Here is a 19,766-nt window from a genome sequence, read left to right as displayed (position 1 = left end):
AGATTAAAATCTATCACACATGCACCTGGACATATTCCGGATTGAGACAATCGTCGGTGATAAATAATTTCAGAATGCACCAAAGACCAGACAATGGCTCAGCGAGACTCATCAATGATTATATTTGTCTGAGAATGTCCAAATGCTTCATCTGGAGCACTTTTCTCAAGCTGTTCCCAAAGAATATTCCAGGCCTTGGGGTCATTCACAAGATCCATGGTCTCCTTCGACCAATCCTTGTAATCACCGATCCTTAGTAGATAGCAATCGGACTCCGCTGAGTTATGATTTGAACTGAAGTTCGTCGACCAACACGAACCCATTCTGTAATCCGAAAAATAACTAAAGGCCTTATTCCAATCACGAATCATCCAGTGACCGTAAGGACCATCTGAAAATTCAGCCAAATGCTCAGGAAAGATATCTATTGCTATTTCTCTGCGAACGATGGGACCTTCTATTTCCTCATAAATATAGACGACACCAAATTTTGGACCAATGAGTGTCATTGCTCTTGCTGGATACTTGCCTTTGGGAAAACAATAATGCTTCAGGACTGAAGCAGAATTTTGAGTGTACAAGCAAGATTCAAGACTGAAATAGCCAAACACTAAATCTCTGTCAGCAAAGGAAAGTGGCACAGACTTCAACTCAGCTAAAACATCTGAGATCAATATCGCCGTAGGGCTTTTTGCCAAACTGGAAAAACCGACAAATAGGTTGAAAACGATGGCTGAGATGATAGCCAGTCTGCAATTCGTGTCCATTGTTTCAACATTTTTCAAATCACAACTACTATTTCTCATTGACGGTGATCCTCCAAAGACGGTTAAAAATTGCCTGTGCGTCCATGAATTTGAATGCGATATTTCATCCTACAGTAAAATGAGAATCCAAATACCTGGCCGAGACCACCTCTGAATGTTTAACCATGAGGAGAGACTCTGTTGGGAAAATATTTCCCGTACCTTAGGACGAAATATTGTCCCAGAAGCTGACACTAGGCCAAATTCAGTCCCATTTACTGGGTAAAAATGCCCTAGGACTCACCCTCAAATATATTTCGCGTTTGCCAGGAATAAATTATAATAAGCCACAAACGATAATGTTTTACCAAGACGGAAATGACGGAGGCATATATGGGCGGATCCACGATAAATACAAATTCTACTGAGCGAACGAAGTCCATTCAAACCGCGATGAACATTTTAAATGAAGCTATCAAGGAGAGTCGAAATGACGTTCGTGAGGTTCTTGAGCGAGATTATGAGCAGCTTCGACAGTCTCTTTCTGCGATAAAGCCGGAAGTAAAAGCTGCCCTCAAGGAAATCGGAGACGCCTCTATGGAACGTCTTCAAGAAGCTCGAAGGACAGTGGTAAAGAAAAGTACTGATGCTGCACACTTTGTAGATGAGTCGGCTCACCAGAAGCCCTGGATCTTTATCGCAAGCGCTGCAGCCATTTTCGCCGTGATTGGATTTCTGTTTGGAAGAAAATCAAAATAAAGAGAATTTGAGATGACAATGAGCAGTGTTTTAAAGTTGATTGATCAATTTTTTGATCTGGCAACAACCACACTTATGAATGAGGGCAAAAGGTTTGTCCAGGCAAAGGTAGTGACTGCTTGGATTAAGACGCTCAAAGGCCTAAGAAAAATCGTCCTTGCGTATTTTGTGAGTCTGTTAGCAGTGATTGTCCTGACAGCCGTCATTATGGTCCTCGCCCTGCACTCGCTTTTTCAAGTGCAGACCTATGGAGCTTTGAGTTTTGATATCCCCACGCTGACATGTATTGGATTACTGACATTTACGATCGCTATCGTTTTCATTCTTCTACGTGAGTCAAGTTGGCTTAAAGCTTTTGGTGTCGATGATCAGATGAGAGAAATGGCTCGACAATCGGAAATGGCGAAGTCCATAGCTTCAAACGCTGCAACAGATGAGATTCTGCAACAGAAACTGAGAAGAATGCTAGAGGAAATCCTTGATGAAAGACTTGGGCAGCATATCGGCTTCCAGTCTTCGCCACGAGGTAAGAATCCTCCAGAGCCCCCCAATTAGGATTTTGGTGAGTTGCACTTTACTTATTGGACCCTTTGTGAGTCTTGATGGGACAGGTGCCCTCAATGACTACCGTCGTTACCCCTCGAAATGGAGCAAAATCGCAAACAATTTTGACTTTCTGGTTCGACTGAAAAAGGAAAGCCATCGCTTAGATGTTTATGTCAACACGGTCTTTCAGAGCTGCGGCCTCCTTGGATTATCTGATCTCATTCGATTTTTGATCCCCTATCGAGCGGAAGTTCCTCCGATACCTGCTCTCAACTACATTGGTCACCCCGCATTTCATGATCCGGCCGCCCTGCCCAGAGAGATAAAATTGCTCGCCTTAAATCGAATCAATAAAGTCTTAGAAGAGTTTCATCAGGAATTAGAACCTTTTCCTGAAACCAAAAACCAACTTCAAGTGCACCTCGACAGAATGATCTCTGTCGAGCGGCCTGATCTACTGCCACAATTTGTTGATTTTACCCACGGACTAGATCGCCAAAGAAACCAGAATATTCTGGATGTCATTCCGGAATTTGAATCCCTGGTGAACAAAAAATTGATCAGTATTCCTAACGAAGAATCCCAATTCAGTACTTTCTCAATTTGATCAATGAAGAATATTTGTTCATTGTCACTATTGTGTGCATCTCTGCGTTAAAACCATGAAATGCCATCCTTTGCTCACAGCGCAATTTCAAAAGAGCAATGATTGTGTAAACGTGTTGGTCTATATAAACCCTGTTTACTCCTTGCAAACACAACAGCGGACCGGCACAAACATTGCGAGGAGAATCCTGTTGGTGTAGGATGAAAATAGCTGAGGGGGCCGAGGTGGAACAAGCGATTCAAAATAAAACAAATAAAATTTTTAGAGTTTGCGTTCTTTCGCCAAATGATATTCAGACCGCCTACGTCCCCTTAGAAAAATTTAGCATCGGCTCAATGCCAAAATTACCAATTGTTCTTCGCGAGAAGGGCGTCGAAAAAAGACATTTGGTTGTCTCCTGTGTGAAAGATCAGATTTGGATCACCGATCAAAATACAGCGACAGGAACAAAGGTCAACGGAAACCCCATTCCATCGAGCATTCCTCACCGTTACTGTCCGGGAGACAAAATTACTGTTGGAGAGAGTCAATTTTCGATCCTGATCGATCTTTACCATCAAGTTTTCGATGAGGAGCTCGGTCCAAACAGATTAATGGATGCAGCCCTTGAAAGAGCAAAGAAGGTAGAACAGGAAAAGCTCAAAGATATCGAAAAGCAATTTTCAAATACAAAACTTGAGTGCGATGCCATAAAGACTCAGGCCCTTGATAGGGCAGATGAAATTGTATCGATGGCCGAGCTCAGAGGAAAAGAAATTGTTGCAAATCTGGAGCAAGAGTTTCAGTCAAAATTTCAGGCTCTTGAGCAGGAAAGAATACGAATTGAGGATGAGAGAAAAACGATAAACATCAATCTTGAGAAACTCCGCCAAGAGATTTTAGCAAAGAGCGACCAGCAGGCCGAAGAGTCCGCACGAAAAATTATTGACGAGGCAAAAGCCAAGGCCACCGAATACCTTTCTAAAGTTAAGGTAGAAAATCAACTCAATCGTGAAAGAATGCTCACTCAGGCAACAGCAGATGCAGAATCTATTCGTCGTCAGGCCGAGATTCAGGGAGAAAATATCCTGAGAGAATATCAAGAAAAAGCGGCTCAGGCGCTCGATTTGGCAGAAACTCACGCAAATGAAAAGATGTTTCAAATTGACCAGAAAACTCTGCAACTTCGCAAACAGGCTGAACTGGATATCCAGTCCATAATCAATCAATCTAGAGATAAGGCGTCGCAAATAATTCAGGAAGGTCAAACCACTGGCGAGAACTATTTAATACAAGCCAGAGAGCGAGCTGCGACGATGAGATCTGAGGCTCAAACAGAAGTTGATTCTATTTTGCGCAAAGCTCAGACTGCTGCGATTGAAATTAAAAATGAAGGGGACACCTATGTCCAACGAGTGTTATCTGAGGCGAAGGTATCCCAAATTGAACTAAGAAGAAATATCGACGTAGAAATCAAAAACGAATTAGAACGGGCCCAAAAGGAGAGCTTCTTGATACGTTCAAGGGCTGAAGATGATGTCACTCACATCATAAAGGAAGCTCAACAGAGATCTCTTGAGATTTTTCGATCAGCACAGGCTGAAGCCAGTGCATTTCTTGATGAGCGAAGAAATGAAAGCTCGAAAATAGTCATACAAGCTCAGGATGATGTCGCGCAGATTTTAAAGGCGGCTCGCCAAGCGGCCACAATCTTGCAGGAGGAAGCTGAACAAAACGCCTCAGAGATCCATCGCCAAAATCTGCGAATGAGCGAGAAAAAGGCAAAGGAAATGATTGACCTGACCGAGATCAAAATGACAGAACTTTATAAGCAGAAAGAGCTGAAGTGTGCTGAGATTATCAATGAAGCCAGAGCCAAGGCAAATGGGATTTTGGAGGAGGCAAGATCGAGTTCACGCAAATTGATAGAAGAGGCGCAACTCAATGCTACCGAAATTCAACATATTGAAACAGCAAGAATCATTGACGCCGCCTCCATCAAAGCTGAGGAAACACGAGAGTCAGCCCACATTGACGCTGAAAAAATAAGAGAGTCGGCTCGAATTGAGGCCGCAGAACTTAAGACAGCTGCTAACATCTCGGTTGCCTCTATTTATTCGGAAGCTCAATCAAAAGCGGATGAAGTCTTTCGCCAGAGAGAAATCGAAGCAAATAGAATTGTTGAGTCAGCTCAGTTTCAATCAAATGAGGTAAGAGCAAGAGCGCAAAAGGAAGCGGATGAGACAATCCAACAGGCCCATCATCTTCTTTTTGAGTTTCGTCAAAGAGCGGATAAGGAGTCCGAAAAAATTATCTCCCAAGCAAATTTGGCTGCGAAAAATACAACAGACCAATTGGAAACCGAAAGAACTCAAATTCTCGAAGACGCACGCGCTCAGGCTTCTCAATTTTTAGTTTCCTGCCAGACGGAGGCAAACGATGAAATTCATCGCATGATGGAGCAAGCGAGGTTAGAGCTTCAGTCTGCCAAGGAAGAAGCCAAGGAGATTTTAATCGAAGCCAAGTCAAGATCTGATGAAATGCTGGATAGCTCTCAGAAGGAGTGTGAAAGCAGAAGAGAAGCATTGGAAAGGGAAATGGAGAGATCCCGTGAACTTGAGATTTCCAGAATTGAAGAGCAGTGGCAGATTCAAACTAAAATTTTGGAGAACAAAAGGCGCCACGAATTCAGTCTTCTTGTTGAGAACCTTGAAATCGGCATCAGATCAGCATTAAAGGGAATAATTATGGAATCTACAAGCGAAGATGAATTGAAACGATTCTTTGAGGAAGTAAGCGTGATTGTGCAACACTCTATTTCCAGTGGTCAGATCGAGCCAAATGGAGAAACACCCACCAATGGAAGTGAGTCAGAGAAGGAGAGCCTTTCAAAGCGTCTGTTCTCTTTCCGACGTACTGAATCATCCGACAAAGCAGATAAGAAGAAACTTTCAGTCGTACCAGCTTAAGATAGCAATTCAAGGTGCAAGGACGTCCGCCGTGACGAGCTTACTTCCTTGATATCCCTAGTCTGACTTGATTATTTCTATCTGCAAGGATTGGATCTTTCGATAGAGATGGACCGATGGCAAAATTAAATTTTTCCTGGAAATCCTTTGCAACCTGACACGAATGATCCGAGAGCCAATTGGGGCCATTGCCGTCACCGATTACGGTGAGCAAAGCTAATTTCTGTGAAATCGCATAGGTGTACTCAACGTCTATGCCTCGAAACTCAATAAAATAGCTTGATAGGCTTGAACTAAACCCCTCTCTCTTTAGTTCAACAGAAGAGTCCTCTATAAGGTTTCTCGCTCCCTGTTCATCAAAATGATAGGCACTCAATCTGAACTCAATTCCGATCTGATGCACAACGATTCTAAACGAGGCCGACCGACACAACAGAATAACTTTTCTTTCACCCTGCCCAGAAGAAGGGGCACTAGATAACAGAGTGACAAACAAGAACGCCGCCCACTTTTTCAATTTCATATCACCACCTATTGAGAACCTCAGTTCAATTGGTGCTTCCCTCCGCTGACAAGATCAGTCAAACTCATAGCAAGCGGAATGCCAAATGGCTCAACCTGGGCGACAGCATCTTGCACTTGATAAAATGGGCTCTGGCTAAAGCTTGAAATTAATACCCAACTGCCCATTTAATGCTATTTCATAGAATTTGAGAGCTGCTTCAAAAGTGATGAAGGTGTGTTGTTTTGTTGTCAATGTGATTGAATCAGGCCTTTGTTCACAAATATGTGCGCCCCAAAGTAGCGTAAGCATTTGAGAAGTATCGGGAGAGATGCGAAAGCTCAAAGAATCCGAACTCCACGAGTTCCAACCCCCTTTCTTATCTTCGTCCTTGTAAAACTGAATAGGCGAAAACATTGCCCTCGTGCCTCAGCTCAAGATTTTGAGTTACTCCTCGAACCCCTTATCTTGTCTTAAATATTCACAGTTCTTTTGGCTGAATTCGACATAACAAATATTTTGAGCCAACAAAGAAGATTCAACAAACAGGAGACTGTCTCGATTGCCTCCTCTCCTGAGAGTCACTTGAAATAGAGGAATTTTTATCGCAGATTCACTGAAAATCTTGTCTCTCTCAATGACCTCAATCAAGAGGAAATCCTCCGAATTTCAATCTGAACGGAGGACCGCGTTTTCACATCTGCTCTAGAAACCAATAGGCCACGTAAAAATTCCAGAATTAGACTCCGCCAATAAATTGGTCACTTCATCCAACTGACAAACAATCAATGCCCACAAGAGTGATTTCCTTCGAGCATAAATTTACCGGGTTCCACTTCGGAGATTTTTTGCCGATCCAATAAGAACTGAATAACCTGATCCGCATCCATCCCATCCACCGAACAAGATCCAAAATCAGCATCCAAACCAAATTTCTCAAGAATCAGACTTTTGATTTCAGAGACGGCCAAAGCTCGGTTCTGACCAGCCAGAAGATGCATCACATCGTGAGCATGAAAATGCTTTGATTTAGCAGCTAAACTCTTCGACATTATCTTTTCCTTTCGAAATACGGACTTCCAGGAGCGCGGAAAAATTCAAAATTCCGACCAGCACCTTTTATCTCGTTTCAGGTGTTTGAGCAAGCAAGGTCCACATGCAGGAAATAAAACGCCCTATTTTTAAGTAGTTAACGAGGGCGAAGGGACCAAAACCATAGTTGTTGCATTTCTCTGTCATTCAAATAGGATGAACCCGCTCTAGAGAAATGGATCCGGAAAAATACTGAACAGGAGCGAAAGGATTCAATTTTGTCAATCGCCCCTGACTCTAAAATGAGGAATGACCAGATGGCAAAGAAAAAAAAAGTAAAATCCGCTACAAGAAAAGTAACATCAAAGGCCACAAAAACAGGCACAAAGGCCAAGAAGACAACAACAACAAAGAAAGTGGCTTTAACAAAAAGAGCAACTGCGACCAAGAAAGTGGCTTTGAAGTCCACTCAACAAAAAGTAAAAAAATCAGTGCAATCTCCAGTTGGCACTGAGCCAGCCGTCTCATTGGGTCAGGTGGTTCCTGACTTTTCTCTACCTGTTACTGGATCCAAACTGTTCCAATTGTCCGCAATGAAGGGGAAAAAAATAGTACTTTATTTTTATCCCAAGGATTCAACTCCTGGCTGCACCATCGAAGGACACGATTTTACAAAATTGCACAACGAATTCAAAAATAAAAATGTAGAGGTTTACGGAGTGTCACGAGATTCGATTTCATCTCACGAGAAATTTAAAGACAAGCAGTGCTACAGCATCGATTTGATCAGTGATCCTGACGAAAAAATCTGTCGGACATTTGGGGTTATCAAAATCAAAAATATGTACGGGAAAAAAGTCTTAGGAATTGAACGCTCCACTTTTGTTATCGATGAGAATGGGCAACTTGAAAAAGAATGGCGTGGGGTGAAGGTCGAGGGTCACGCTCAAGAAGTCCTTGACTACATTGGAAGTAGAAATAAGTAAGCGGAAATGACGTTTACGTATTAACACGCCTGCTTCCGATTGCGGTTTTGATTCTGACTCTGACTCTGCGAGCGTCACTCAGAGAATGGTGAACTTTGAAATGATCAGCTTTACACACAGCTACTCACAACTTCCGGAACGATTTTATCAAAAGGTGAGGCCAACGCCGTCATCAGAACCCACTTTGGTACTCAAAAACGATAAGCTACTTCATGAGCTACAAATCGACCTCAACGAACTCAGTGACAAAGAAATCGCTCAGATATTTTCTGGAAACAAACTGGTAGAGAATTGCGTTCCGATTGCACTTGCTTACGCCGGCCATCAGTTTGGACATTTTACACCAAAATTGGGAGATGGCAGAGCCATTCTCTTAGGCGAGGTCATCGATACGAAGGGCAGAACCCGCGAAGTTCAGCTAAAAGGCGCTGGAAGAACCGAGTTTTCTCGACAAGGTGATGGACGAGCAGCCCTCGGCCCCGTGATCCGCGAATATCTTGTGAGCGAGGCCATGAATTCACTTGGAATTCCGACAACCCGATCACTGGCCATGGTTTTAAGTGGAGATCGAGTGCATCGAGAGAGGGATCTGCCTGGCGCTATTTTAACGCGAGTTGCAGGTTCCCACATCCGCATTGGCACATTTGAATACTTCGCTTTCCGAAAGGATTGGGAAGCCGTAAAATTATTGGCTGATTATGCCATCGACCGTCATTTTCCCAGCGCCCGAGATATCTCAAATCCTTACCTTGGATTTCTGGAGGCCGCAGTCAAAGCCCAGGCTCATCTGGTAGCTCGGTGGATGCTTGTTGGATTTATCCATGGCGTGATGAATACAGACAATATGGCGATATCAGGTGAAACGATTGATTATGGTCCATGCGCATATATGGACTTCTATGATCCCAATATGGTCTTTAGTTCGATTGACCATCAAGGCCGATATGCTTTTAGCAACCAGCCTGCCATCGCCCAGTGGAATCTAGGAATGTTCGCCACCTGTCTGTTACCTTTTATCGATGCGAATGAGATGAAGGCCATGGATCTTGCTAAAGAAGTCATTCATTCATTTGGTGAAATATTCCGTTCATATTGGTTGGCTGGAATGAGAGAAAAGCTTGGATTTGATAACTCGCAGAACAATGATTTTTCACTTATTGAGACGCTCCTCAATTTGATGCACAAGGACCGAGCCGATTACACCCTCACTTTTCGTTGTCTGGCAGACTGCCACGATGAAAATTCTGATTTAACACAAATCTATTCTCATTTTTCTTCAAAGTCAGAAGTTGATACGTGGATAAAGTCATGGCGAGATCGTCTCCGCAAAAACAAAGATCTCCACGCAGATGTGAAATCGTCAATCCAGAGAGTCAGTCCAGCAATCATTCCACGCAATCACCAGATTGAAAGGCTTATAAATTCCGCGATCGAAGGGGGTGACTTCACTCCCATGAAGCAACTGATTGATGCCCTATCAAGTCCCTACGAAAACCCATCAAAAACCATCCAATCCTATATGCTACCACCAGGCCCCGATGAGCAAGTTATTGAAACATTCTGCGGAACCTGAACTAAACTAACTAACCAAACCCCCATGTCATCTTTATTTCTTTACAATTTAAATGACGACATTCATTGACGACACACTCAGGCTTCAATAGGCTGAAAACATATATCATCGATAGTAAGGGAGGAGTATGATTAAGCTCAGTGCTTTAGTTGCATTGATTTGGACGAGTGGTTGTGCCACAGGCTTAACTCGCCAAGCGGAAGTCAAGGTCGAACAATTGAGGGCGGCTAAAAATCCTAAAGGACCACGGCTAGACAGCGAGAGAAGACTTCTCGGAAGTGCGAATTCCGAAATAACAATCGTCGAGTATGCCGACTTCGAATGTTCCGCATGCCGAACCGCCTTTGAGGGATTGAACCAATTTAAAGAAAAACATCAGGGTAAGATCCAGTTTTACTTTAAGCACATGCCTCTGAGTTTCCACAAAATGGCCTATCCCGCTGCTCAATATTTTGAGGCAATCAGAATGCAAGACAAGACAAAGGCAGTGAAGTTTTTCGAATATGTTTTTCAAAATCAAACGAGCATTGCCGAAGATGATTTTTTGAAGAAGGCAGCAGCGAAGCTTGGGGTAAATATGGTGAAATTGCTTGAAGAAATAAAATCCGACCAGATCAAAAGGATTATTGAAGATGATATGAAGGAGTTTCGCGAGTTTGACTTCAACGGGGTGCCAGTCGTTCTGCTCAATGGTACTGTCTTGGAGGGAGCCCACGATTTTGGGTCGCTAGAAAAAGTTTTTATTTCTTCAGTCCCAAAAGTCCGTTGATATTTTACCTGTGTACCATGGCAGAACTGTAACCCATGCGCTTGAGAGCGCAATTCATTGCATGATGACTCCAAGGTCGGAGACAAAGACTGGTGAGCAGCTGACCCTTTAAAAGCCAAATGTTACTGGTTGACTATGATTTAAGTCGATACTGTAATATTCTAACTAAATTCGAATAGATATCCTAAGATGAAGTGGTAGGTTTTTATGAAAAAAAGAGTTTATTATTTTGTGGGCGTTTTTTGTTTTGCAGTCGCCTCTTCGGTGGTTTATCAGAATTGTGAAAAAGGATTTCAAGTTAGAAGTGGAAAAGGCTTAGGAAGCTCAATCGAGAACCAATCCCCGCCAGAGGAGCCTTCTTCCCCACTTAATGCTCCGAAAAATTCATGGCAACTGATTGGCCCCTCCTCCGGTAGATCCACCAGCGTGTCTGTTTTAGCCAATGGCAATTTGATAATCAGCACTTCATCCGGGGGCATGTTCAAACAGATTGATAGCCGTCCGAACTTTGTTCCGATCAATAAGGGATTGATTTCCCATTCTGCCCGTCGCGTATGGGACACAAAAAGGATTGGCGATAAAATCTACATCGCTACGACCGATGGTATTTACGAATTGAATTCATCAGAAACAGGATGGGAATCACGTTATAAGGGAAGCCAGGTCAGAAAAATTGAAGGCTACACAAATAACAAAATATGGGCCCTCCTTTATAAGAAAATCCTCAAATCAGACAATGGCATCAATTGGGAGGAACACTCCATTTTGCCACCAGGTCAGCAATTTTGGGATCTTATTGTCAGCAAGAATAACGATATCTACGTTGTTGACGCTCAAAAAGGTCTTTTTGAGAGCAAAGATCAAGGCTCTACTTGGACCCTCATTGGTGATAAATGCAATCGCCAAACAACAATTGATGAAAATGGAAATCTCTATTGTCTTTCTTACGTTCAAGGCACATCCACTTACACGATTGAGCTTCTCAAACGAGATGTCGGACAAACTGCCTGGAGAAAAATTAACGATATTGGATATATGGGTGGAGTTGCGTGGAAATTTGGAACTCTTATTGTTTCCAAATCAGTGGGAAGTCTTTCGTTTTCTCGGGACGGAGGCAACTCTTTTTTTCAATTGAGCGGCGGACCAACGGGTGCTATTACTGTTGCCAATGCTTTTTGGGATATTAATCAGTTTTATTTTCTATCAGCGACAAAAGTTCTTGTCCCATCGGATAACGGTCTCGTTGAAGTGGATATTTCTACCGAACCCTACCATATTACAAAAAAGTACAATCTAGACCATTACACCGAAACCTATTCATTTACCCTTGCGGGAAATACCAGTTCCCTTCAGAGTAGACCCAATTTTTTGCTTGGTTTTCAAGATCACATGGCTGTTGTATCAAGTGGTCCTAAGTGGAGTGATTATTTCGGCAGTGAAGTCTCAGTTTTCGATTCAGTTTTAGACGATAACAGTCTCCACGTTCAATCTGACTGGATTATGGGCGGTATCGTTCGTCTTGTCGAGTACCCCAATAAGGAGATTTTTCTGGATAGGGCGTGCATTCCTACTCCTCTTACCGCTGTTAATACAGTTGGATTCGATAACCAGTCAAGTCCCAAAATCGCTTATGTTGCGTGCAATAATTCAAAAAATCTTCTTTCTTTTAGAATGACCACAAATCCTGCGGATCTTGACAAGAAAGGTATCTCCACTCCTGGAACGCCATTTGTTATTGCTGTGGACCCACTGAACGGATCTCGAATGGCCGTTATGACATCGGAACGTGAGTTATACTTGTCCTCGGATAGAGGTGCCACGTGGTCCAAGATGAACTGGCCCACAGTAAATGTTAAATCCATGTCTTTTAATCCATTTGACACAGATGAATTGATGATCACAAATTTTATAGGGACCTACTCTGGATCACCAACTCACAATATTTCGTTTTACAAAATATCAACACAAACTATCACTTCCTACGCCGACCCAGACAAACCTGGAATTGATGCTGGATTTCACTTTAACTCCATCTACGATCCATTTGAAAAAGATCTTATCTACGCTGGGGGAGAAAATGGTTTTTTCTTTAGCGAAGACAGTGGGAAAACCTGGACGTCAAACAATGAAGGACTCTATGGGATTGATGTTAGAAAAATCATCCCCACCCAACACCATATTTACATTGGCGTTTGGGGTCAGGAATTGCTACTATTTCCAAATCTGCTCTCTTAACAAACAGAACTCTCATTCCCTGCACATTTACTTATTCTGACTGGAACGCTTGCGACGCCAGTGGACAGGAAACCCGAGACGTCCTTTCTACTCTCCCAGAGAACTGCAATTCTTCTCTCCCAGTTGTCAGTCGAACCTGCGTTTATTTGTGCCCAAATGGAAAGGTGTGGGACCATGATTCCTGCAAATCTCCTGCTGCCTCCGCTTTCAGCTCCAGCGATTCAAGTCTTCTTGGAAATTCTAGCACCAGTATTCCTTTCAAGAACACCGAGGGCGTTATATTTGATTTCAAGAAAAAGAAACATGAGCTTCGGCAGATTCGAGATGAGTATCGTCAAGACGCAATGGAAGGGAACTAGCGAAACGTATTTTGTTCAAACTGGCTCACTAGAATGTTGGTTGGCAGAGCGTAGCTCCCACGAGTTGGCGAGGTATTTGCCTCTCTTCTTTGCTATGAAGCGAATTTTCCCCCATTGTTCATTTACCCATGATCGCCATCCGAAGTTCGGGTCCTTTTTCAAAAAATCGGATGGACGCCGACTCAAGAGATTTCGTTGCAAGCAATGTCGACGCACGTTTTCAGAAGCCACCAGACAAAAATGCTATCGACAATAAAAGCGTCGTCTCATCCCACGAGTCTTTGAACTTCTCTGCTCGGGAATCTCACAAAGAAAGGTAGCTAAGCTCTTGAAAATCAGTCGAACTACTGTCGTTCGAAAGTTTCTTTTTCTTGCCCACTGGTCGAGAATAGGAAATCAGAAGAATTTTGATTAACTCCAGCCTCTCACTGAGTTTCAGTTTGATGATCTTGAAACGATCGAGCACACAAAATGCAAACCCCCTTCAGCAACCATGATAACTCAATCATTTACTCTGATGAAAAGTCCTCACTACCCGCCATCGATATCGAATTGGTTTCCTCAGGCCACTCACAAGGCCCACAAAGGGAAAAGGGGCTGTGTGGCAGGACAGGGGGAGTTTTAAAAAATCGGATTAGATCCTCTGTTCACTCTCAATCAAACCTACGCCGTACTCAGAGCCAACATCAATCGCCTCATCCGTAAAACCTGGTGTACAACAAAGGATCCCAAGAGACTTAAAAATCATATTGACCTTCATGTGGATTTTCACAAACATCAAATCATCTGACAGTGAAAGCTTCCAAAAAGGAGTTTGGAACAACAATCAAGCAGGCCAGTTTAGAAATTTTAACGACTCCCAGCCAATTTGGAAATAGCTAAGGCCAGCTTGCGTCCATCAGCTGGCTTTGCCACATGGGACTGAAAGCCAGCTGAAAGCGCGCGTTGTACATCCTCACGTCCAGCGTAAGCCGTGAACGCAAGAGCAGGAATTTGCGCAAATCTGGATTTCAAGGCCCTTATCTTTCTTATGAGACTGTACCCATCCTCAGTCGGCATGGCGATATCACTGACCAATATATCTGGCTTGAACTCTTCGAGGGCCGTAACAGCCTCAGTGGATGAGCCGACTGCTTTCACCTGCGCTCCGAATTTTTGCAGCATAAGACCAAAAGCTTCTCTCGCACTCGGCTCATCATCCACTAGAAGAATTCGAAAGCCATCAAGCCTCACTTCTGCCTCTGCCTCTGCCTCTGCCTCTGCCTCTGCCTCTGCCGCGCCCGCTGTCCTAACTACCTTTGCGTTCAGTTTCTCTGGAAGCAAAACCCTAAAAGTTGCACCCAGCCCCTCTCCCTCACTCTCGACCTCAACTTTCCCTTCGTGCATCTCGACCAGCATCCGGACGATCGCGAGTCCCAAGCCGAGACCACCATAAGCGCGCGTGCTCGAGCTATCTACCTGCATAAAACGTTCAAAAATGGTCGAAAGGAACTCCGATTTGATCCCCTTCCCATTATCTCGCACCTCAATTAGATTATGCCTACCTGTAGGGAGTTCCACTTGGCCAAGTTTAATCCATATTTTTCCGCCCGGATGGGAGAATTTGATCGCATTGGCAATGAGATTCCACAAGATTTGCTGCAAGCGCGTGGGATCAGCATAAATAAACTTTATCGATGAATCAATAGTCGTCTCAATTTCGATCGACTTGTTGGTGGCCATATTTCGAGTCGATTCCACCGCAGCTGATATGACCTTTTCGGGTTCAACTTTTTGAACTTTCAAATTCAGTTTACCAGCCTGAATTCTTGAAATATCCAATAGGTCATCGATCAACTGACTCTGAGCCTTTGCGCTTCGTTCTATGGTTTCCAGCGCCTTTTTTACCTTCTCGGCATCGAGGTGACCTAGCTGTAACATCTGCGCCCAAGAAAGAATGATCGAAAGTGGAGTACGAAGTTCATGTGAAAGTGTCGCCAAGAATTCGTCTTTGGCTTGATTTGCCTTCTTTTCCTTGAGCAAAAGTTTCGCTCGCTCTCTTTCAACCTCTATTCGCTCGGATATATCCCGAATAATCTTGATATATCCTTTCAATTCTCCCTTACTGTCGTGAAATGCGGAAGTAATAATATTTGCGAAATACCGTGAACCATCCTTACGCAGGCGCCAATTCTCAACTTCGTAACGTCCTTGCTCCGTGGCTTGCTCAAGCTCCCTCTGCATGAGCCCCTGTTTTAGTGATTCAGGGGTATAGAAAAGAGCATTTGTCTTTCCGACAATTTCCTCTGCCATGTATCCCGTTAGATTTTCGGCACCGTGATTCCAGCTGACAATTTTTCCTTTGGTGTCCAGCATAAAAATGGCATAATCCCTAACCGTATTTACAAGTGTCCTGTACTTTTCTTCAGAATCCTTGAGCGCCCTGATCGCATATTGCCGTTCAGTGATATCTTCAATCGCGAAAAGCGCGACCGTCTTACCTGACCCTTCCAGCTCAGCCCTTCTGCAACTGACTAACATTGTCTTAAATCCAATTTCAGGAAACTCATGTTCCACTTCAAAGCCTTGAAACTTCGAACCCTCAACAAGAACGAGTCGTAAAAGTTCCAACAATCTTGAATTATTCCACTGACCAGAGCCAAGTTCAAAAACTTTTCGTCCCTCCGTCTGTGACTTCGTGACCTTAAAGGTCTCGTAGAATATCTCATTTGCCAATAGCACTCGCTTATCAGAATCAACGACCAGCAAGGGAATTGGCTGAGCCTCAATGATTGAAGCGGCATCATCACGAGCACGTTTCAAATCATCCGCAGCCTTCCTGAGACTCTCTGAATGTACTTTTATAGTATTTACGTCGATGAGGGCCACGACAGCGCCCTCAATTTTATTGCCCTCTGTTTTATAGGGTCGCACATGCAGGCGATACCAATAACCCTTATCGTCCTGTGCCTCAATCTCCTTGACCCTCATGGATTCAATGACTTCAGAGACGATTTCACTGAGATCCCCAATCTGAACACTCGGTTTGATATCGCCAATAGGGCGACCCACATCAGTAGAAATCAATTTCAGAACTTTACCGGCCTTTGGGGTAAAGCGGCGAATACGTCCATCTGCACCGATCATCACAATAGGAATGTCGACACTTGCAATTAAATTAGAGAGATCGTTGTTGAGTTGGACCATTTCAATATTTGCTGTTTGCACCTCATCGTTAACCATTATCAGTTCTTCATTCGCAGACTGCAGTTCTTCATGCAGTTCTTCCTTCGCCGTTTCCAGTTCTTCATTGCTACTCTGGAGCTCTTCATTCGTACTCTGCAATTCTTCATTTGTGCTTTGCAACTCTTCATTGCTGGCAATTAGTTCTTCCTGCGAAGTCTCATATTCCTCAATGAGAGACTGCTGGTACTCCAAAGAAACTGAAAGCTTTTTTTCTAGTTCGAGACAGTTGTGGCCGGCGGGGCGTTGCGTATTCTGTTTTCGCCTATTACTTTTATTGAACTCCTCACGAGTTTGCTGCTTCTTCTCACTTGAACGTGACTGCTCCGTCCCATGATCAGTCTCCTCAAAAAAAATTGTGAGGTAATGTTCTTTGATCATCGGCAAGGCTGGGATAGGGACCACATGAATGGTTAGAAATCTTGTTCTACCCTCATCATGAATCTGCAAACCTTCCTGAGTTACTGGTCCACTTTTCGCGCGTGACGTCTGGATTGCTTTTTTTAGTTTTGCGCTCAATTCTGGGTGGGCCATTCTCAAGAGATTGAGACTTGCATGTCCCGGCGAGAGCTGAAGGAAGGGGGCCGTGCGGCCTCGCGCCTGAATAATCTCTAAGGCCTCATTGATCACAACACTTGGTGGCGCATATTTGGCCAGGGCAATCCGGTCCGATTCTCTCTGCAAATCAACTCGAGCTGGCAAAGCTTCGACTCGAGAAATCCCGGTATTAACTCTTTCGGACGAATTCGGCCTCAAAAGTGACATCTGTAATTTAAGTGGCGTTGTAACACCTTTTTTAAGGCAAATTTTATTTGATTTATCCGCAACTGAAAAGAGATCAGAAAAACCAGCCACAGATTCTGATTTCCCAAGAAAGAGAATGCCACCTGGATTCAAGGCATAATGAAAAATCGGAAGGACAGTCTTCTGAAGTTCCGCATCGAAATAAATGAGAACATTGCGACACGAGATCATATCCACTTTCGCAAACGGCGGATCACGAGTCACATCATGACGCGAAAAGAGACAAATGTCGCGAAGCTTCTTGGCGACCTTGTATCCTCCACTCTCCACCTTTTCAAAAAACTTTTCCAAACGATCTTTAGAAACATTTTCCGAGATGGAATCTGGATAAACCCCCAAACGAGCCCTCTGCAAGGCTTGTTCGCTGATATCTGATGCAAACACCTGAATGGGGGTCAGGGACTTCGAATCACGCTGAAACTCCAGCAGTGACATGACCAGAGAATAGACTTCTTCGCCAGTTGAGCAGCCAGCTACCCATAGACGAAAGGGAACACTTGGATCTCGGCCCCTCATGTATTTGGGCAGGACATGAGTTTTAAGCGCCTCAAAACTATCTTTGTCCCGAAAAAAAGTCGTGACGTTTATGAGGAGATCCGCAAAAAGATCTCTCACCTCGCCAGGATTTTTTTCAAGATAGTCCGCATATTCCTTGAGGTCCTCAGTCTTTTGAAGCAACATTCTTCGAGCCAAGCGTCTTTGAATCGTGCTATTTTTGTAATGGGCAAAGTTAACACCTGTATGAGCTCGAAGGAGAGAAAAAATCTTAGCCAGGCTTTCAGGCTTCTCATGAGGAGCAATCTTATCTTTTTCCCCGTCCTAGAGGCGACATAGGAGTGCCTGGCAATTCGAGCAAGTTCAGCCGCAATTCCTTTGGGAGGACAAATCAAGTCAACGGCTCCGGAAGCAATAGCACTTCGAGGCATCCCGTCAAATTTCGACGTTCGAGGATCCTGAACAAGCGTGATGCCACCTTCATTCTTAATCGCAATCAATCCCTGCGTTCCATCGGAAGCCGTTCCAGACAAGACAACCCCAATAGCCTGACTCTTGCGCTCCTCCGCGAGCCTTCTAAAAAAGAAATCCAGGGGCATATGCTGGCCACGCGTTTCAGCGCGGGGTAGAATCTGCAAACGCCCCCCATCTGAAAGACCTAAATTACAATTTGGTGGGATCACGTAAACATGATTGGGTCGTACCCGCATTCCCTCCTCAATCACTATAACGGGCATTTTCGTTGACCTGGAAAGAATCTCTCGTGACATACTCCCATGCTTCGGGTCAAGGTGCTGTATGATCACAAATGCCATTCCTGTTTCGACAGGAAGGTAAGAGAATACGTCTTTAAGTGCCTGCAATCCACCTGCTGAGAAACCGATGGCAGCAATTGGAAAATTAGCTCGCTCGGATTGTTTTTGATGCGAGGCAGGACTGGAAGATTTAGCCCTCCTCACTGCTTGAGGTCTCACCTTCTCAGGCAGTGGACCTGCACCAGGAACTTTGCGCACAGAGATCTTTCGAGAGGTCTGCTTTTTCATGCTTTTCTTTTTTTTCGCCAATTCGCCTTCCTCTCATCAGTCGCCCTGCATGAGACAAAAAAATACGCCTATAAATGCAAAAAATTCACGGCCTTTTAGACCAACACCAATCAGCTATTCTAAGAAACAAAAGTCGAGTATATCAGAAAAGATTTGAGAACATAATATTAAAACAAAGAAGGATATAAAAAAGAGAAGAGGAGGTAGAGCACAAAAAGAAAGCAAAAATGGCCGCCACGCGTGTGGTGCCTTTTGACTGTGAAAGAAGCAGATTTTTGTTATCTCTTCTTCAATTGGAATTTTTTCTTAATGATAAATTAACTTTAGAAAGAAGGGATTCTTAGTCCATTTTGTTTTTGATCACTTCGCCTCGTTGAGGTCCCAGTTATAAGGCAAATATTGAACTTTAATCTGACTGGACACGTCCCGACGCAAAGGATTGGCCACATATTTTGCTATCACCTCGGCCACTCCGCCACCCCAATCTTCAAAATCCGCCTTGTACCAATCAAATATTTTTGAAATCTTAAATACCTTCTTTTGGTAACTTATTTGGTTTCGGGTCTTATCGTTGAGCCATAGCTTCATTTGATCATCAAGTTGGGCCTCTAATTGAGATGGGACAAAAGCCTCATTCCGAAGCGGAGGACACGATACTGAGGCACAATTTACGGCTGCATGAATGCGATAGTCTTTAAAGGTCGGGCGCAACCACTCGTGTTCGATTGGATCAAGCTTCTTGATTCTTCCGTCAAGGAGCGAGAAAAACTCGATGCTCCACGGCTTCGTAAAGAATCCACCGATTTTCTTAATGCTCGCGACAGGATAATGCTCGACAATTAATTTTAAAGTGAGTGCGTTGTATGAATTAATCAGAAACGCTTTCTTCTCATCATTGGTCCAGCGATCATACTCGGGCTGCTTCACCGCCTGAATTTCAGTGAGATACAGATAAAAATCATGCTTCTTATCAAGGGATATATCTTCCTTCAACTTTTTATAACTCACGTACCCCTGATTGTTCTGATATTTTTTCAATACATCGGACCACTTCACATGTGGGTGATCAAAGGCAAATGCCTGGATTGAAAAGCAAGAAAATACCAATAGTTTAAAAAATTGTTCATTTGAACCCCCATC

Annotated in this window: 17 protein-coding genes; 10 read left to right on the top strand and 7 right to left on the bottom strand. The window is 43.7% G+C overall.

The window, feature by feature from the left end:
• Nucleotides 1-98 precede the first annotated feature (98 nt).
• Complete coding sequence (locus IPJ71_01075; GenBank protein ID MBK7842277.1) at nucleotides 99-806, bottom strand: hypothetical protein; 708 nt, start codon at nucleotides 804-806, stop codon at nucleotides 99-101.
• 333 nt (nucleotides 807-1,139) lie between these two features.
• Here IPJ71_01075 and IPJ71_01070 point away from each other — a divergent pair, with 333 nt between their 5' ends.
• The 4 genes from IPJ71_01070 to IPJ71_01055 all read left to right on the top strand — a co-directional run bounded on the left by IPJ71_01070 (nucleotide 1,140) and on the right by IPJ71_01055 (nucleotide 5,606).
• The gene (locus IPJ71_01070) at nucleotides 1,140-1,505 is read left to right on the top strand and encodes a DUF883 family protein (protein ID MBK7842276.1); all 366 of its coding nucleotides are present in this window, start codon (nucleotides 1,140-1,142) and stop codon (nucleotides 1,503-1,505) included.
• 18 nt (nucleotides 1,506-1,523) lie between these two features.
• Complete coding sequence (locus IPJ71_01065; protein MBK7842275.1) at nucleotides 1,524-2,060, top strand: hypothetical protein; 537 nt, start codon at nucleotides 1,524-1,526, stop codon at nucleotides 2,058-2,060.
• A gap of 7 nt (nucleotides 2,061-2,067) precedes the next feature.
• Entirely contained in the window at nucleotides 2,068-2,658 is a 591-nt protein-coding gene (locus tag IPJ71_01060) for a hypothetical protein (protein ID MBK7842274.1), read from the top strand.
• Between the two features lie 200 nt (nucleotides 2,659-2,858).
• Nucleotides 2,859-5,606, top strand: a complete 2,748-nt coding sequence (locus IPJ71_01055) for an FHA domain-containing protein (GenBank protein MBK7842273.1) — start codon at nucleotides 2,859-2,861, stop codon at nucleotides 5,604-5,606.
• Between the two features lie 40 nt (nucleotides 5,607-5,646).
• On the opposite strand, the gene IPJ71_01050 is transcribed toward IPJ71_01055, so the two are convergent.
• The 3 genes from IPJ71_01050 to IPJ71_01040 form a co-directional block, all read right to left on the bottom strand.
• Nucleotides 5,647-6,129: a hypothetical protein gene (locus IPJ71_01050; GenBank protein ID MBK7842272.1), complete on the bottom strand. Its 483-nt coding sequence runs from the start codon at nucleotides 6,127-6,129 to the stop codon at nucleotides 5,647-5,649.
• 20 nt (nucleotides 6,130-6,149) lie between these two features.
• Nucleotides 6,150-6,296, bottom strand: coding sequence for a hypothetical protein (locus tag IPJ71_01045; GenBank protein MBK7842271.1), 147 nt, complete (start codon nucleotides 6,294-6,296; stop codon nucleotides 6,150-6,152).
• Between the two features lie 597 nt (nucleotides 6,297-6,893).
• Entirely contained in the window at nucleotides 6,894-7,160 is a 267-nt protein-coding gene (locus IPJ71_01040) for a YecH family protein (protein ID MBK7842270.1), read from the bottom strand.
• A gap of 297 nt (nucleotides 7,161-7,457) precedes the next feature.
• Here IPJ71_01040 and IPJ71_01035 point away from each other — a divergent pair, with 297 nt between their 5' ends.
• The 6 genes from IPJ71_01035 to IPJ71_01010 all read left to right on the top strand — a co-directional run bounded on the left by IPJ71_01035 (nucleotide 7,458) and on the right by IPJ71_01010 (nucleotide 13,477).
• Nucleotides 7,458-8,126 carry a peroxiredoxin gene (locus IPJ71_01035; protein ID MBK7842269.1) on the top strand — a complete coding sequence of 223 codons (669 nt, stop codon included), beginning with the start codon at nucleotides 7,458-7,460 and terminating at the stop codon, nucleotides 8,124-8,126.
• 100 nt (nucleotides 8,127-8,226) lie between these two features.
• Entirely contained in the window at nucleotides 8,227-9,699 is a 1,473-nt protein-coding gene (locus IPJ71_01030; GenBank protein ID MBK7842268.1) for a YdiU family protein, read from the top strand.
• Between the two features lie 127 nt (nucleotides 9,700-9,826).
• Complete coding sequence (locus IPJ71_01025; GenBank protein MBK7842267.1) at nucleotides 9,827-10,468, top strand: thioredoxin domain-containing protein; 642 nt, start codon at nucleotides 9,827-9,829, stop codon at nucleotides 10,466-10,468.
• A 207-nt stretch (nucleotides 10,469-10,675) separates the two neighbouring features.
• Nucleotides 10,676-12,703: a hypothetical protein gene (locus tag IPJ71_01020; GenBank protein ID MBK7842266.1), complete on the top strand. Its 2,028-nt coding sequence runs from the start codon at nucleotides 10,676-10,678 to the stop codon at nucleotides 12,701-12,703.
• Nucleotides 12,704-12,867: 164 nt separating this feature from the next.
• Nucleotides 12,868-13,062, top strand: a complete 195-nt coding sequence (locus tag IPJ71_01015; protein MBK7842265.1) for a hypothetical protein — start codon at nucleotides 12,868-12,870, stop codon at nucleotides 13,060-13,062.
• Nucleotides 13,063-13,330: 268 nt separating this feature from the next.
• A complete protein-coding gene (locus IPJ71_01010) occupies nucleotides 13,331-13,477 on the top strand; it encodes a helix-turn-helix domain-containing protein (GenBank protein MBK7842264.1) in 147 nt (48 codons plus the stop codon).
• A 434-nt stretch (nucleotides 13,478-13,911) separates the two neighbouring features.
• Here IPJ71_01010 and IPJ71_01005 read toward each other — a convergent pair whose 3' ends face one another.
• The 3 genes from IPJ71_01005 to IPJ71_00995 all read right to left on the bottom strand — a co-directional run bounded on the left by IPJ71_01005 (nucleotide 13,912) and on the right by IPJ71_00995 (nucleotide 19,682).
• Nucleotides 13,912-17,769 (bottom strand): PAS domain S-box protein, encoded by a 3,858-nt coding sequence (locus IPJ71_01005; GenBank protein ID MBK7842263.1) that lies wholly within the window; start codon nucleotides 17,767-17,769, stop codon nucleotides 13,912-13,914.
• Entirely contained in the window at nucleotides 17,700-18,626 is a 927-nt protein-coding gene (locus tag IPJ71_01000) for a chemotaxis protein CheB (protein ID MBK7842262.1), read from the bottom strand. Before IPJ71_01000 ends, IPJ71_01005 begins: the two co-directional genes overlap by 70 nt.
• Nucleotides 18,627-18,986: 360 nt before the next feature.
• A complete protein-coding gene (locus IPJ71_00995; protein ID MBK7842261.1) occupies nucleotides 18,987-19,682 on the bottom strand; it encodes a DUF547 domain-containing protein in 696 nt (231 codons plus the stop codon).
• Nucleotides 19,683-19,766: the final 84 nt, after the last annotated feature.

This window comes from Bdellovibrionales bacterium, assembly GCA_016714165.1.
GTDB lineage: Bacteria > Bdellovibrionota > Bdellovibrionia > Bdellovibrionales > UBA1609 > JADJVA01.
Note: the sequence above shows the minus strand (reverse complement) of the source record. Positions and strands in the feature narration are given on the sequence as shown.